Source organism: Longimicrobium sp. (assembly GCF_036399255.1).
Taxonomy (GTDB): domain Bacteria; phylum Gemmatimonadota; class Gemmatimonadetes; order Longimicrobiales; family Longimicrobiaceae; genus Longimicrobium.
In genome coordinates this window covers 1-13382 of the sequence record NZ_DASWNM010000139.1, presented here as the reverse complement: position 1 = coordinate 13382, position 13382 = coordinate 1, and the positions used below count along the sequence as shown (strand labels likewise).

Below are 13382 nucleotides of genomic sequence, written 5' to 3'. Positions count from 1 at the left end.
CGGGCGGACGGCAGAACGTGCGATGGACGGCTACGCGACGGGCGGGGCGCGCGGAAGCGGCGAGCGGGCCGGCGCGGCGGCCGGCGATGCGGCGCGCGCCACGCGGGGCGCGTCCGCACGGACCAGGACGGGGAGCGGAAGCAGCTCCGGCGCGAGGGCCAGGAGCGGCGGAAAGCCGGTGGGATCGGCGTCCGGGCGCGGCGACACGGGACGCGCCGCGGCGGCGCGCCAGGCGGCGGCGCCGGGCGACTTGTCGCGCCGGGAGGCCGGCGCGCGCATGGGAACGGCCCCGGCCACCAGCGCCACGAGCAGCAGCGCCAGGAGAAAACGGGGCCGGGTCCACGTACGCGAGTTGGTCACGGCACGAAATCTACGCACACACGGCGCACCCGTACAGCGGCGCCCGCGGAGTGCATGACGATGCGCCGTGCGCGCCAAGCGCGTAGCTTGCAGCAACGCCGTGCAGTTGCGTGAGGGATGCGCGCCCGCAGGGCCGAGAACCCGGCGCGCATGCACGAGCGCGGCGGAAACGCGCAGAGGATGGTGAGCGCCGGGGGCTCGGCGCCGTTGGCAACAGTCGTATCGTTGCCTACGGCGCGCGCAGCCCGGCCCGGAGCGCAGCGGAGGGACACGCCCGAACAGCAGTGCGTGAGTGCGGAAGTGCGTCAGTGCGGAAGTGAACTGCGGAACCGCGGATCAACCCACTCACGCACTACCGCACTAACGCACTCACGCACTTCAACAAGAGGATGGGATGGGGATCGGCACCGAGGTCGTGATCGTACTGCTGCTGCTGGTGGCCAACGGCGTGTTCGCCATGAGCGAGATCGCCGTGGTCTCGTCGCGCAAGTCGCGGCTGCAGCAGCGCGCCGAGGACGGCGACCACGCGGCGCGGCGGGCGCTGATCCTGGCCGAGAACCCGGAGCGCTTCCTGGCCACGGTGCAGGTGGGGATCACGCTCGTCGGCACGCTGGCCGGCGCGTTCGGCGGCGCGGCCATCGCGGAGCCGCTGGCGGCGTACCTGGTCCGCTTTCCCACCGTCGCCGAGTACGCGCGCCCGCTCTCGCTGGGCATCGTGGTGCTGGGCATCACCTACCTGTCGCTGATCGTGGGCGAGCTGGTGCCCAAGCAGATCGGGCTGAACCACCCCGAGCGCATCGCGGCGCTGGTGGCGGGGCCCATGGACGTGGTGTCGCGGGTGGCCCGGCCGCTGGTGTGGCTGCTGACCACCTCCACGCAGCTGGTGCTGCGCATGCTGCGCATCCGCAAGCCCGAAGAGTCGCCGGTGACGGAGGCCGAGATCGCGGTGCTGCTGGAGCAGGGAACGCAGGCGGGGGTGTTCGAGGAGGAGGAGCAGGACCTGGTGGAGCGGGTGTTCTGGCTGGGCGACCAGCGCGTGGTCTCGCTGATGACCCCGCGGCACCGCATCGTCTGGCTGGACGTGGAGGCCAGCGTGGAGGAGCACCGCGCCACCATGGTGGAGCACCGCTTCTCGCGCTACCTGGTCTGCCAGGGCGCGCTGGACCAGGTGCTGGGGATGGTGGACGTAAAGGACCTGTGGGCGGCGGAGCTCAGCGGCAAGCGGGTGGACGACCTGCGGGCGCTGCTGCGCGAGCCGCTGTTCATCCCCGAGAGCACGCGGGCGCTGCACGTGCTGGAGCAGTTCCGCGAGACGGGCGTGCACCTGGCGCTGGTGGTGAACGAGTACGGCGGCACGGAAGGCATCGTGACGCTGAACGACGTGCTGGAAGAGATCTCGGGCGAGATGGGCCGCGGCAACGCGCCCGCGCCGGCGCCCGTGGTGCGCCGCGACGACGGGTCGCTGCTGGTGGACGGGGCCCTGTCGATGGAGGAGTTCCGCGAGCTCCTGGACCTGGAGGACCGGCGCCACGAGCTGCGCGAGTACCGCACGCTGGGCGGATGGGTGTTCACCACCCTGGGCCACGTGCCGCGCCCCGGCGAGCACTTCGACACCAACGGCTACCGGGTGGAGGTGGTGGACATGGACGGAAACCGCATCGACAAGGTGCTGGTGGCGCCCATCCCGGACCGCCGCGCGCACCAGGGGCGCGACGGCGACGACTGAAAAGAGCTTGGTAGGGAATAGGGAATAGGGAACAGGGAACAGCCGGCAACGGCGGGCCGGATGCCGTTGCTGCTGGCCGAAGTTCCGCGTTTCGTCGGGGCACGAGGATCGGGAAGAATGGACGGGGTCACGATTGAGGCCGCGCCGGGAGGGGGTCCCGGCACGGCCTCATCGTCATCCAATCAGCAGCGCGTCAGATGTAGCACTGGCAGCTGCCGTCCGACGTGCAGAAGCCGCCGATGCTGCCGGGGATCGACTGGCAGATGCGGTTGCACACCTGCGGATTGCACACCTGCGCGTCCGCGGGGGCCGCGGGCGCGGCGAGCGCCTGCGTGGTCCCGAACCCCAGCGCCGCCACCGTCAGCGCGCCAAAGAACCCGCTTCGAAGTCCGCGTGTCACCTTCAGCATCCTCTTCCCTCCGGCGAAGTGTTTGCACGACAACGACTTGAGCCGGAGCACCGTTGCAAGTGACGTACCCTTTTGCGCCGGGAAGCGGTCGGGAGAAGGTGGTTGCAGGCAGGATGGAGAACGCAAAAAGGCCGGGCCCAGCAATGGATGCTGAGCCCGGCCTTTTCACAGTGGAGCTGGCGGGAATCGAACCCGCGTCCGCCTACAGATCCCTCGCGGCGTCTACGTGCGTATCCCCCTGTTCTTTTCTCCTCGTCCGCTCATCGGCCAGTGGGAAGCCCCTCGCGAACCAGCCGTGCAAATCTCGCCTGCGCCGTCACGGCGCCAAACGCAGGCCAGCCAGAATTTGATGACGCCCGCCGGCCCGCCTCAGGCGGGGCTGACCGGAAGACGGGAGGTAAGGAAACCTAGAAGGTCTCTACTTACGCAGCCAGAGCGAAGTTATCGTTCGCGGTTACTAGTTTCCCGGAGGTTTTACGAGGTATCCGAGGACCTCGGCACGCAGCCACGGCTTCACCATACACGTCGAAACCTTGACAGCCCCAAACCCGTGTTTTCAACCGACGCCTCTAACTTACAACCGTTGGGGCATCCTGTCAATCCTCTTGCCCGGCAACGACTTACACCCGCTCCGCCTGCCACGCTCCCCTCTGCCCTTCCATCGTCGCAATGCGCGTGCCCCGCCCGAAGCGGTGAACGCCGCTCATACCTCCAGAATACGCAAGTCGTTGCAAACACACCATTTACGGCATGGCGCTTGCCTGATGACAGGCCTGCGGGCCATCGAAGGCCGGTGGCCTGCATTCTCGTATCCTGGAGCAGACTGATGAAGACTACAGTGTTTGTGGCGGTTCTGGCGGCGATCTCGGCGTCGGCGGTGCAGGCGAACGCGCAGATGGGGATTCCGCTTTCGGTGGAGGGCCGCCTGGACTACGCCGTTCCCACGGGCGACTTCGACGACGTGGTGGACGAGGGCGCGGGCTGGAGCGCGGGCGCGTCGCTGGGCCTGCGCCCGGGTCTGGCGCTGTACGGCAGCTACAGCAACACCCGCTTTGGCGTGGGGCTGCTGGACGACGAAGAGCCGCAGGCGGAGGACAGCGGCTTTTCGGTGGGCCTGACGGCCGCCATCCCCGGCGGCACGGCGCGCGTGGCCCCGTGGATCGGCGCGGGCGCGGTGTTCCACACGCTGGAGCTGGGCGGCGTGGAAGACGGCATCGACGAAGAGGTGGGCTTCGAGGTGGGCGGCGGCGTGGCCCTGGGCATCGCCCAGAACGTGCGCCTGACTCCCGGCATCGGCTTCCGCCGCTACAGCACGGAGCTGGAGGGCCTGCTGGGCGACCGTGAGTTCGACGTCACCTACGTCACCGCCGGCGTGGGCCTGAACATCTCGTTCTAACCCCTGTCGTCGGTAAAAAGAAGGAGGGAGGATGCAGCCGCATCCTCCCTCCTTTCGTTGTTTCATACCGAATCCGGGAAAACAACACTTCACAGGTACAGAGGAACAGAGTCAGACAGAGGACGAAGATGATATTTCAGCTCGCTTTCTCTGTCTGACTCTGTTCCTCTGTACGATCATTCTTTTTCAGGATCTGACATCATGTCACAGCAGACGGCGGAGTGACCGAGAAGCCTTGACTCCGTCAACTCCGTTGACTCCGTGTGAGGCCCATCTTCTTTACGGCTCCGCGCCGACCGGCTTTTCCAGGCGCGGCGCGACGGCGACGCAGTTGCGGCCGGCGTCCTTGGCGCGGTAGAGCGCGGCGTCGGCCTGGCCCATCACCTCCGCTGGCGTCGCGGTGCAGTCGGGGCAGGCGCTCACCCCCAGCGACGCGGTGACGGACAGCCGCTGTCCGTTCCAGAGGACGGCGCGCGTCTCCAGTGTGCGGCGAATGCGCTCCGCCGCCTCGGCCGCCTGCCCCAGCGTGGTCTCCGGCAGCAGCACCACGAACTCCTCGCCCCCCAGCCGCGCGGGCAGGTCCACGTCGCGAACCGTGGCCTTCAGCAGCTCGGCCACGTGCTGCAGAACGCGGTCGCCCGCCTCGTGCCCCCAGGTGTCGTTGAACTTCTTGAAGAAGTCCACGTCCAGCGCCACCACGCTGAACGGCCGCGCGTACCGGTCGTAGTAGCCCGAAAGCGACGCCAGCCGCGCGTCGAAGGTGCTGCGGTTGGGCAGCCCCGTCAGCGGGTCGGTGGATGCGCGCTGGTCCAGCGCCTCGAACCGCCGCGCGCTCCGCATCGGCAGGGGCGCGACGGAGCACAGCATCCGCGCGATCTCCATCTCCCGCTCCCCCAGCCGGCCGGGCTCCGGGTGCCAGACGGCTACGGCGCCCATCGCGCGTCCGTCCAGCATCAGCGGCAGAAGGGCCGCGGAGCGCGGCGGCGTCTCCCACCGCTCGGCGGCGGTCAGCAGCGGCATGCGGTCGCGCTCGCGGCGCAGGTCCGCGTGGTGCAGCTCAACGCCGTGCTTTACCGCCAGCGCCAGCCGCGACTCGCCCTCGCCAAAGCCCTCCGCGTCCATGGGGATGGAGTCACCGGAGACGTGCAGCACCTTGCCGCGCCCGGACTCGTCCGTCACCATCGCCACGCCGGCGCCGGCCGCGCCGGTGCCCTGGCGGATGGCGGCGGCCAGCTGCGCCGCGAACTTGTCCAGCTCCAGCTCACCGGGAAGCACGCGCACCGCGTCCGCCACCGCGCGCATCCCCGCCTCCGCGCGGCGGACGGCCTGCCGCGCGCGCAGCAGCCCCAGCAGTGTGCCCAGGTGATGGCCGGAGCGCGCCGCCGCCGTCTCGGCGCCCGGCGGCACCATCCCCGGATACGCCAGCGCCAGCACCATCACCCGCTGGTCCACCTCCACCGGCACCAGCAGCATCTCCGCCGCCCACGGCGAAGGCAGGCTCCGCTTTCCCTTCTCGATGCGCTGCGGCAGCCGCTCGTCGATCGCCCAGGCGAACGGGTGCCCGGCCAGCGCCACGGGCGACTCGGGCACGTCCACGTCCGGCGCCGCCACGCGCGACAGCAGCGCCGCCGTCCGCTCCTCCCCTTCCCCCTCCGCGCGCCAGAGCGCCGCCTCGTGGGCGTCCGTGGCGCGCATCACCGTGGCCAGCGCCGTCTCCACCGCCTCCGAATCCGTCGCCTCGCCCCCGGCGCGGCGGGGCTGCGGGTCCGCGGGCTCCACCGGCGCCGTCTTTCCCCGCGGCCGCGCGGCGGATCCGCCCGCCACCAGCGACGCCAGCCCCGCGCCGACCGCGATCAGAAGCACCCAGCGCAGCACCAGCGTCCACGCCGGCAGCGTCCCATCCACCGAATCCGCCACGATCCCCAGGACCGCGACGATCGCGGCGGCGGGGAGGAGGGACTTGGGCGGCGCGCGGCGGGAGAATACGCCCACCCACCCCGCCGCCAGCGGGGCGAGGGGCGAGGCCAGCGAGCCGGTGGCGATGATCAGCAGGTGCAGCGGAGGCCAGAGCGCCGCGACGGAGGCGGCCTCTTTGCCGTGGATGCGGTGCGTCCAGACGTGCAGGCCCAGGAGGACCACGACGGCCAGCGCCGCGCCCCACCACGCCAGCCGGGGCGCGGCGAGCTGCGCGGCGGCGTAGGCCAGCGCGGACGCGGCGAGCGGCAGGGCGGATGCGCGGTCGCGGTGTAAGATCGTCAGGACGGCGGAAGAAGGTTGATGCGCGAGGCGGCGGCCGCGGCGCCGAAGCCGTTGTCGATGTTGACCACGGTAACGCCCTGCGCGCAGGAGTTCAGCATCCCCAGCAGCGCCGAAAGCCCGCCGAACGCGGCCCCGTATCCCACGCTGGTGGGCACGGCGATCACGGGCGCGGAGACCAGCCCGCCGACCACGGAGGGCAGCGCGCCCTCCATCCCGGCGACCACGATGACGACGGCGGCGGAGGCCAGCACGTCGCGCGCGGCCAGGACGCGGTGGATGCCGGCCACGCCCACGTCCGTCAGCCGCTCCACCGGGTTGCCGAACGCCCGCGCCGTCACCGCCGCCTCTTCCGCCACCGGCAGGTCGCTGGTCCCCGCGGTGACGATCAGGACGGAGCCGCGCGTCTTCCGCTCGACCGGCTCCGCGGAGGGCAGCCACGCCGTGCGCCCCAGCGGATCGATCCGGATCCCCGGCAGCGCGGCCCGCAGCGGCACCTCGGCCTCGGGCGCCACGCGCGTGGCCAGCACGCCGTCCCCCCGCGCCGCGATGCGCTGGACGATGGCGACCAGCTGCTCCGGCGTCTTCCCGGCACCGAAGACGACCTCGGGAAAGCCCTGCCGCAGCGCGCGGTGGTGGTCCACGCGGGCGAAATCGAGATCCTCCACGGGCGCCCACGCCAGCCGCCGCTCCGCCTCGTCCACCGCCACCGATCCGCTCGCGACCTCCGCCAGCAGGGCGCGCAGGCGCTCGGGGGTCAAGCGGGCACTCCCTCGTACTGCGCCAGGTACCCTTCCAGCTGCCGCTCCGCGTCCGCCAGCCGCGTCACGGCGAACAGCTCCTGGCGCAGGAACCGCCCGTTGGGCAGCCCCTTGGTGTACCACCCCAGGTGCTTGCGGAACTCGATCATCGCCTTTTCCTCGTCGTCCTCCCAGGCAATGGCCAGCCGCGCGTGCTCGATGACGATGCGGAAGCGCTCCGCGGGATCCGGGTCCGGGGGGATGGGCCGCCCCTCCAGCGCCGCGCGCGCCTGCCCGAACAGCCAGGGCGCGCCGTGGCTGCCGCGGGCGATCATGATGCCGTCGCAGCCCGTGTGGTCGTGCATCCGCTTGGCGTCCTCGCCCGTCCACACGTCGCCGTTGCCGATGACGGGAATGTCGAGCGCCGCCTTGACCGCCGCGATCTCGTCCCAGTTGGCCACGCCGCTGTACATCTGCGTGCGCGTGCGGGCGTGCAGCGTCAGCGACTCGGCGCCGGCGTCCTGGCAGCGCAGGGCGATCTCCACGGGGTTCCGGGTATCCTCCGTGAACCCGCTTCGGATCTTGACCGTGGTGGGGATGCTGATGGCCCCCTTCACCGCGCGGATGATGGACTGCACCAGGTCCAGGTCGCGCAGGCAGCCGCTGCCGCCGTTGCGGTTCACCACCTTCTTGACCGGGCAGCCGAAGTTGATGTCCAGGAAGTCCGGCTCGTACACCTCTTCCACCAGGCGCGCGGCCTCGGCCATGGCCTCCGGCTCGGCGCCGAAGATCTGGATGCCGATGGGGCGCTCTTCGTCCTTGAAGCGCAGGTAGGTGTGCGTGCGGCGGTCGTGCCGGCGAATGCCTTCGGCCGACACGAACTCCGACACCACCACGTCGGCGCCGAACTGGCGGCACAGGCGGCGGAACGGCGATTCGCTGACGCCCGCCTGGGGCGCCAGGTACAGCGGCACGGTTTCGCCGCGAAGCAGGTCGAGTGCGTTGGTGCTGGACATGGCGGCAATATACACGTCTGCGCCGGACGCGTTCAACCGGCGAGGGGTGGATGGGCACGCGTGCGCGTCGGCGAGGTGCGGCGCGCGTCCCCGGCGCCACGGGCGGCCACGGGTTGAAACCCGCGGCTGGAAGGGCCATAAGCCCCGTCCCGGCTCGCTGCGCTCGCCGAACGGGGCTTCACCTGCTCGGGTCGTCAGGGGCCGGCGCATCGGGAACATGCCGCGACGATTCGACCGAAACGCACCACAGGTTTTTGCGATGTTTATACCCTCCCCGCTTACGGGGTCCGCTTGCGGGAGAGGGTGCGAGCCTGAGCGAGCGGGTGAGGGCCCCCGCGGGCAGTGCGGCCCCCGATGGGCGGGTAAACCCGCTGCTGGGAAAGCGTTGCTCCCGCACTTTACGAAAAACCCTCTCCCGTTTGCACGAGAGAGGGTCGCGTTTACAGCCTCCGATCCGCAGGGCCTACGCCGCGGCCTGGGTGCGGCCGATGGCCCATAGGCGCAGCAGCAGCTCTTCGATGGCCTGGCGGTCGTTCAGGGAGGCGGACTTGAGCAGGCGGTCGGTGCGCAGCAGCTCCGCCAGCGCCTGGTCAACCTCCGGCAGCGTCCACTTGCGCGCCACGGGGACGATGCGGCGCGCCATCCACTTCTGAAACGGCTTCAGCTCGCGCTCCAGCGCCTGCTGCCCGCCCGCGCAGACGAGCGCCACCTTCAGCAGCTGCCCGCCCATCCCGATCACCAGCCCCACGCCGTTCTCCCCCGACTCCAGCAGGATGGGCAGGGTCTCCAGCGCCTCGCGAAAGCGCCGCTCCGAGATCATGTCGAACCAGGCCCAGCGGTCCTGGCGGGGGACGATGCCGCCCACGGCGCGCACGTCGTCCAGCGTCACGCGCTTCCGGTCCTGCGCGTACGCCGCCAGCTTGCGCAGCTCCGACCCCAGGTGCCCCAGGTCAACCCCGATGCCGCCCACCAGCGCCCGCGCGGCCTCGGGGTCCACCTCCACCCCCAGTTCCTCGCGCGCCGTCTCCATCACCCACCCCGGCGCGTCGTCCTGCGACAGCTGGCCGTACTCCACCGAGACGGCGCGCTTCTTCAGCTCGTCGTAGAACTTGGCCTTGGACGCGGAGGGGATGGACGCGGAGACGACCAGGATGAGCCCGGGATCGGGCGCCTTCGACACCGCCTCCACCACTTCGCGCGCCTTGACGGACAGGCCCTGCGCGTCGCGCACCACCACCACGCGGTGCTCCGCCATCATCGGCGGCGTGGCGACGATGGAAGCCAGGTCGTCGGCCGTCACGTCGCCGCCGCGCAGCTGGTCGAAGTTGAAGTCGCGGGTGGCGGGGTCCAGGTAGGCGGCGACCACCTGGTCCACCGCCTGCTCGCGGAGAAAGTCCTCGTCGCCGTAAAAGAAGAACGCACCCCCCGCGACGCGGTCGCGCAGGGTGCGGTCCAGCTGCCCGGGGCGAATGGGCGGCATTTACTCCGCGGCCACGCCGTGGCGCAGCACGTCGCCGTACGGCGACACCGCCGCCGTGGAGGCCGCGTGGTACAGCACGTCGCCGTAGGGCATGGGATACACCTCGACCCCCACCTCTTCCAGCCGCGCCACCAGGCCCGCGCCCTGCCCCGCGCCGCCGTCGTCCACCGCAAGGCGGTACGGGGTCTGCTGCGCCGGCGCGCTGGCCGCGGCGGTGGGCAGCATGGTCACCGTGGGCGCCATGCGCGCGTACACGCCCGGCACCAGCGCCACCGCCGCCACCGAGGCCGCCGCGGCGACCGCCGCCGTGGCCGCCTGGCGGCCGGGCCGGCCCCGGGCGCGGCGCGCGCGGGCGGCGGCCATGTCGTCCTGCTCGTGCCACAGGCGGTGCTGCAGCCGGTCCATGAAGTCGTCGGCAACCGTCAGCTCGGGAAGGTCGCGCAGCACCTTCACGCCCCCGGCCACCACGCGGTCGTAGCGCGCGCAGGACGCACAGTCCCGCAGGTGCGCCTCGAACGCCACGCGCTCCGGCGGCGCGAGCATCCCGTCGCGAAAGTCGGAGTAGCCGTCCAGGAAGGTGTCGCAGTCCATCATCTGCTCGCCTGCGCCGCTGGTGGAACCGGTGGATCGTGGTCCGGGCACGCTCGTTCGTTGCCTGGGCTGCGTTGTACGCGCGGGGCGTGTCAGGGTTCCACACCCGCCGCGTCCGGTGGACACACGCGTCCACCGGCGTGGACGCCGGCCGTGCAGCACGATGCGTCCCCCGCGGCAAAAAAGAAAGGGGCGCGGGCCCCCGATCCCCTGCCCCGCTTCGGCCCTGGGACACCGCCGAACGGTGCCGATCCGCGATACGGCCGCCCTGCGCCTCATCCGCCGGACGACGATCAGCCTTGACTTGCACATGAATGACGCCTACCGTGCGGCCCATCGCGGTTCCCACGCCTGCCCCGGGCCCGGTCCGGGCCGCCCCTCCACCCGACACGCACTGACCTGCTGATGTCCGCGCACTTCGCGGCGGCATCTGCGCGCGGGGGCGAACGTGCGCGCCCCGCACCCCATCCCCACATCCGGAGAAGATTGCATGCGCTCGATCAAGGTTTTCGCCATCGCGGCCGCGGTGCTGGCCACCGCGCAGGCGGCGGAGGCGCAGACGCCGCGGTTCGTGCTGGAGGCCCGCGGCGGCTTCGCCATTCCCACCGGTGAATGGAACGACGAAGACGTCCTGGACAACGGGTTCGGCTTCGGCGGCAACGTCAAGGCGATGGTGACCCCCATGGTGGGTGTGTACGCGGGGTGGGAAACGTACACGTTCGGGATCGACGACGAAGACGCGGGCGACGTGGAGGCCGACGCCACGGACGCGGGCTTCCGCGCCGGGCTCGCGCTCAACATCCCCGTGGCGGCATATCCCAGCATCACGCCGTTCGTCGAGGCGGGCGCCATCTACAACACGCTGGAGATCGGCGCGAGCGACGAAGGAACGTCGGTCGAGATCGAGTCCGACGCCGGCATCGGCTTCGAGGCGGGCATCGGCCTTTCGGCGGCGCTGGGCCCCAACCTCAGCGTGACCCCCAGCGTGCGCTACCGCTCGCACGACGCCTCGTTCGACGAGCTCGAGGAGTTCGACGACGACAGCGTCACGGTTTCGTACGTCGTGTTCGGCATCGGCCTGGCGTTCCGGCTGTAGACGCGGGCGACCGGCTCCTCCCCGCAACCCGCATCCCGAGGGAGGCGCCGCTCCGCGACCGGTTGGTACGACGTGCCCTGGCGCCGACCGGGGGATCTGGCGGCAGAGCGGAGGGGCCGGCTTCACACCGTGAAGCCGGCCCCTGCGTACGGAGAAGCAGGTCCTTCGGTCGCGCGCGGGCGGGGGTGCGGCATCCGGCTGCACGTGGTGCGCGCCCCCAGGAAGCCATGGCTCCCGTGCGGAGTCGCAAGGAACGCGGGTGGCAAAAGAAAGAACGGGGGCGGGCCGCAAAGGCCCCGCCCCCGTTCCGCGTCCCGCCCCCCGACGGGAAGATCCGTCAGTCCAGCACCGGCGCGATGAGCTGGGCGAAGTTGTTGCGCGCCCGGTTCAGCCGGCTCTTGACCGTGCCCAGGTTGGTCGCCGTGATCTCGGCGATCTCCTCGTACGTCTTGCCCTCCATCTCGCGGAGGATGAAGACGGTGCGGTGGTGCTCCGGCAGCTGGTCCACGGCCGCGTCGACCTGGCTCTTGAGGTGGCGCTTGCGGAACAGGTCGTCCGGCCGGTAGGTGTTGTCTTCCCACTCCAGCGGGCGCGTGTCGTTGTCCCGGTTCTTCATCAGCGTCTGGAACAGCACCAGCGGGTTGCGCGACCGGTTGCGCAGCTCGTTCTTGGCCAGGTTCGACGAGATGGTGTAGATCCAGGTCGAGAACTTCTTGGTCTGGTCGAAGCGGTGCAGGTGCCGGTACACCCGGATGAACGTCTCCTGCACCAGGTCCTCGGCGCGCTCGCGGTCGCCGGTGGTGCGGTAGATGAAGTTCAGCAGACGGTTCTGGTACCGCTCCACCAGCTCTCCGAACGCCAGGCGGTTGCCCGCCAGGTGCGCGGCCACCACGCCGCTGTCGTCCAGCTGCTTGAGCGCCTCGCGCGGCGTGCGCTGCTGCGCCGATTGCCGATCCTTCGCGAAAACCTGGAACATGGCCTGGAACCTTGCTGGGGGGATTTGAACCCGGGGCCGGCTGTCGTACCGAAGGAAAGGCAGGTGCCGTTCCCCGGTCTCCGTAGGGGTTGGATGCGCCGAAATCCCGCATGGTTGCTACGCTTTCTTCGCACCCGCCCCGCCGCCCCGCTTCTCGTGCTGTCCCCCCGTGAGGACGGCGGCGAGAGAAAGTGACACCGTTTTGTGGAACCGCGCGTGCGCTGCTGCCGGTAGAACGCCCATCCGGCCCCGCGTCTGACGCCCCGCGCCCTACCTTCCGAACACGAACCCCGCCGCGTACAGCAGCGTGCAGATGGTCTTTCCGTCGCTGATCTCGCCGTCGCGCACCATCCGCAGCGCCTCGGAAAGCGGCACCGTCACCGTCTCGACGAACTCGTCCGCGTCGAACTCGGTCTGGCCCGCGGTGAGGTCCGTGGCCATGAACAGGTGAATGCGCTCGTCCGTAAAGCCGGGGGTGGTCCAGATGGAGGTCAGCGGCCGCAGCGTGCCGGCCTCCAGCCCCGTTTCTTCACGCAGCTCGCGGCGCGCGCATTCGTCCCACGGCTCGCCGGGACGGTCGGGGCGCCCGGCGGGAACTTCGTACAGCCAGCCGTCGGTGGCGTAGCGGTACTGCCGGATCAGGACGAGCTGCGGGTCGGGCCCGTCCGGGTCGCTCAGCACCGGCAGCACCGCCGCCGCGCCCGAGTGGCGAACCATCTCCAGCTCGCCCGTGGAGCCGTCGGGGTAGCGGACCGTGTCCACCCCCAGGTCCACGATGCGGCCCCGGTGCACCGGCCTGCGCTCGATCAGGCCCGGCTCGGTCCCCGGGCTCGGCGTGTGGGAATCGCTCATCGTCGGTGTGTCCGTGGATGGAAGATGGATGATCAACACGCCGGGTACAATTGGTCCGGCGGTGCACTAACGCGATCCTAATTCCGGAGTTGGCCTCATCCGGGACGCGGAAGGCAGACGGAAGCGGTTACGTCGGCCTGCATCACGCTGCGTCCGCGGGGCGCCCCCTCCGCTCGCCTAGGCTCGCACCTCCCCCAAAACTGCTGGGGGAGGTTGGAAAGTTCGCTCTCACGGCGGCCTGCATCACGCTGCGTCGGCGGGGTGCCCCCCTCCGCTCGCTTAAGCTCGCACCTCCCCCAAAACTGCTGGGGGAGGTTGGAAGTTCGCTCTCACGGCGGCAGGCATCCCGCTACGTCCGCGGCGCCCCCTCCGCTCGCTTAGGCTCGCACCTCCCCCAAAACTGCTGGGGGAGGTTGGGTATCCGACGATGAAGCGTGTCATCCGAATCGCGCCGAACGCAAGGAAACGGCACGAGAAAACTCCG

At 70.7% G+C, this 13382-nt stretch carries 12 protein-coding genes and 1 other RNA gene; 3 read left to right on the top strand and 10 right to left on the bottom strand.

Translation table 11 applies throughout. The features are described from left to right. Positions 1–30 precede the first annotated feature (30 nt). Positions 31–360 carry a hypothetical protein gene (locus VGC13_RS25745; RefSeq protein WP_331128187.1) on the bottom strand — a complete coding sequence of 110 codons (330 nt, stop codon included), beginning with the start codon at positions 358–360 and terminating at the stop codon, positions 31–33. Positions 361–754: 394 nt separating this feature from the next. On the opposite strand from VGC13_RS25745, the gene VGC13_RS25740 reads away from it, so the two are divergent. Continuing rightward, a complete protein-coding gene (locus VGC13_RS25740) occupies positions 755–2086 on the top strand; it encodes a hemolysin family protein (protein ID WP_331128186.1) in 1332 nt (443 codons plus the stop codon). A gap of 193 nt (positions 2087–2279) precedes the next feature. On the opposite strand, the gene VGC13_RS25735 is transcribed toward VGC13_RS25740, so the two are convergent. Then, positions 2280–2495 carry a hypothetical protein gene (locus VGC13_RS25735; RefSeq protein WP_331128185.1) on the bottom strand — a complete coding sequence of 72 codons (216 nt, stop codon included), beginning with the start codon at positions 2493–2495 and terminating at the stop codon, positions 2280–2282. A gap of 168 nt (positions 2496–2663) precedes the next feature. Next, positions 2664–3039: a transfer-messenger RNA gene (gene ssrA, locus VGC13_RS25730) on the bottom strand. Positions 3040–3321: 282 nt separating this feature from the next. Here ssrA and VGC13_RS25725 point away from each other — a divergent pair. Continuing rightward, complete coding sequence (locus VGC13_RS25725; protein ID WP_331128184.1) at positions 3322–3891, top strand: hypothetical protein; 570 nt, start codon at positions 3322–3324, stop codon at positions 3889–3891. Between the two features lie 279 nt (positions 3892–4170). Here the strand turns inward: VGC13_RS25725 and VGC13_RS25720 are convergent, their stop codons facing one another. The 5 genes from VGC13_RS25720 to VGC13_RS25700 form a co-directional block, all read right to left on the bottom strand. Next, positions 4171–6030, bottom strand: coding sequence for a sensor domain-containing diguanylate cyclase (locus VGC13_RS25720; RefSeq protein WP_331128183.1), 1860 nt, complete (start codon positions 6028–6030; stop codon positions 4171–4173). Positions 6031–6146: 116 nt separating this feature from the next. Further along, complete coding sequence (gene larB, locus VGC13_RS25715; RefSeq protein ID WP_331128182.1) at positions 6147–6908, bottom strand: nickel pincer cofactor biosynthesis protein LarB; 762 nt, start codon at positions 6906–6908, stop codon at positions 6147–6149. Beyond that, a complete protein-coding gene (gene dusB, locus VGC13_RS25710) occupies positions 6905–7903 on the bottom strand; it encodes a tRNA dihydrouridine synthase DusB (RefSeq protein WP_331128181.1) in 999 nt (332 codons plus the stop codon). The genes larB and dusB overlap by 4 nt, the downstream gene beginning before the upstream one ends. 463 nt (positions 7904–8366) lie before the next feature. Beyond that, complete coding sequence (gene holA / locus VGC13_RS25705; protein ID WP_331128180.1) at positions 8367–9383, bottom strand: DNA polymerase III subunit delta; 1017 nt, start codon at positions 9381–9383, stop codon at positions 8367–8369. Next, positions 9384–10025, bottom strand: coding sequence for a zf-HC2 domain-containing protein (locus VGC13_RS25700; RefSeq protein WP_331128179.1), 642 nt, complete (start codon positions 10023–10025; stop codon positions 9384–9386). Positions 10026–10464: 439 nt separating this feature from the next. Between VGC13_RS25700 and VGC13_RS25695 the strand changes: the two genes are divergently transcribed. Next, positions 10465–11070, top strand: a complete 606-nt coding sequence (locus tag VGC13_RS25695) for an outer membrane protein (RefSeq protein WP_331128178.1) — start codon at positions 10465–10467, stop codon at positions 11068–11070. Positions 11071–11407: 337 nt separating this feature from the next. Here VGC13_RS25695 and VGC13_RS25690 read toward each other — a convergent pair whose 3' ends face one another. Both VGC13_RS25690 and VGC13_RS25685 read right to left on the bottom strand, forming a co-directional pair. Then, complete coding sequence (locus VGC13_RS25690) at positions 11408–12046, bottom strand: sigma-70 family RNA polymerase sigma factor (RefSeq protein ID WP_331128177.1); 639 nt, start codon at positions 12044–12046, stop codon at positions 11408–11410. Between the two features lie 270 nt (positions 12047–12316). Continuing rightward, positions 12317–12898 carry an NUDIX hydrolase gene (locus tag VGC13_RS25685; RefSeq protein WP_331128176.1) on the bottom strand — a complete coding sequence of 194 codons (582 nt, stop codon included), beginning with the start codon at positions 12896–12898 and terminating at the stop codon, positions 12317–12319. Positions 12899–13382 lie beyond the last annotated feature (484 nt).

Bases quoted from the DNA above. Each gene is read 5' to 3' on its own strand.
- VGC13_RS25695 (WP_331128178.1), top strand. From the start codon at position 10,465: ATGCGCTCGATCAAGGTTTTCGCCATCGCGGCCGCGGTGCTGGCCACC.
- VGC13_RS25735 (WP_331128185.1), bottom strand. From the start codon at position 2,495: ATGCTGAAGGTGACACGCGGACTTCGAAGCGGGTTCTTTGGCGCGCTG.
- VGC13_RS25685 (WP_331128176.1), bottom strand. From the start codon at position 12,898: ATGAGCGATTCCCACACGCCGAGCCCGGGGACCGAGCCGGGCCTGATC.
- holA (WP_331128180.1), bottom strand. From the start codon at position 9,383: ATGCCGCCCATTCGCCCCGGGCAGCTGGACCGCACCCTGCGCGACCGC.
- dusB (WP_331128181.1), bottom strand. From the start codon at position 7,903: ATGTCCAGCACCAACGCACTCGACCTGCTTCGCGGCGAAACCGTGCCG.
- VGC13_RS25740 (WP_331128186.1), top strand. From the start codon at position 755: ATGGGGATCGGCACCGAGGTCGTGATCGTACTGCTGCTGCTGGTGGCC.
- VGC13_RS25725 (WP_331128184.1), top strand. From the start codon at position 3,322: ATGAAGACTACAGTGTTTGTGGCGGTTCTGGCGGCGATCTCGGCGTCG.
- VGC13_RS25690 (WP_331128177.1), bottom strand. From the start codon at position 12,046: ATGTTCCAGGTTTTCGCGAAGGATCGGCAATCGGCGCAGCAGCGCACG.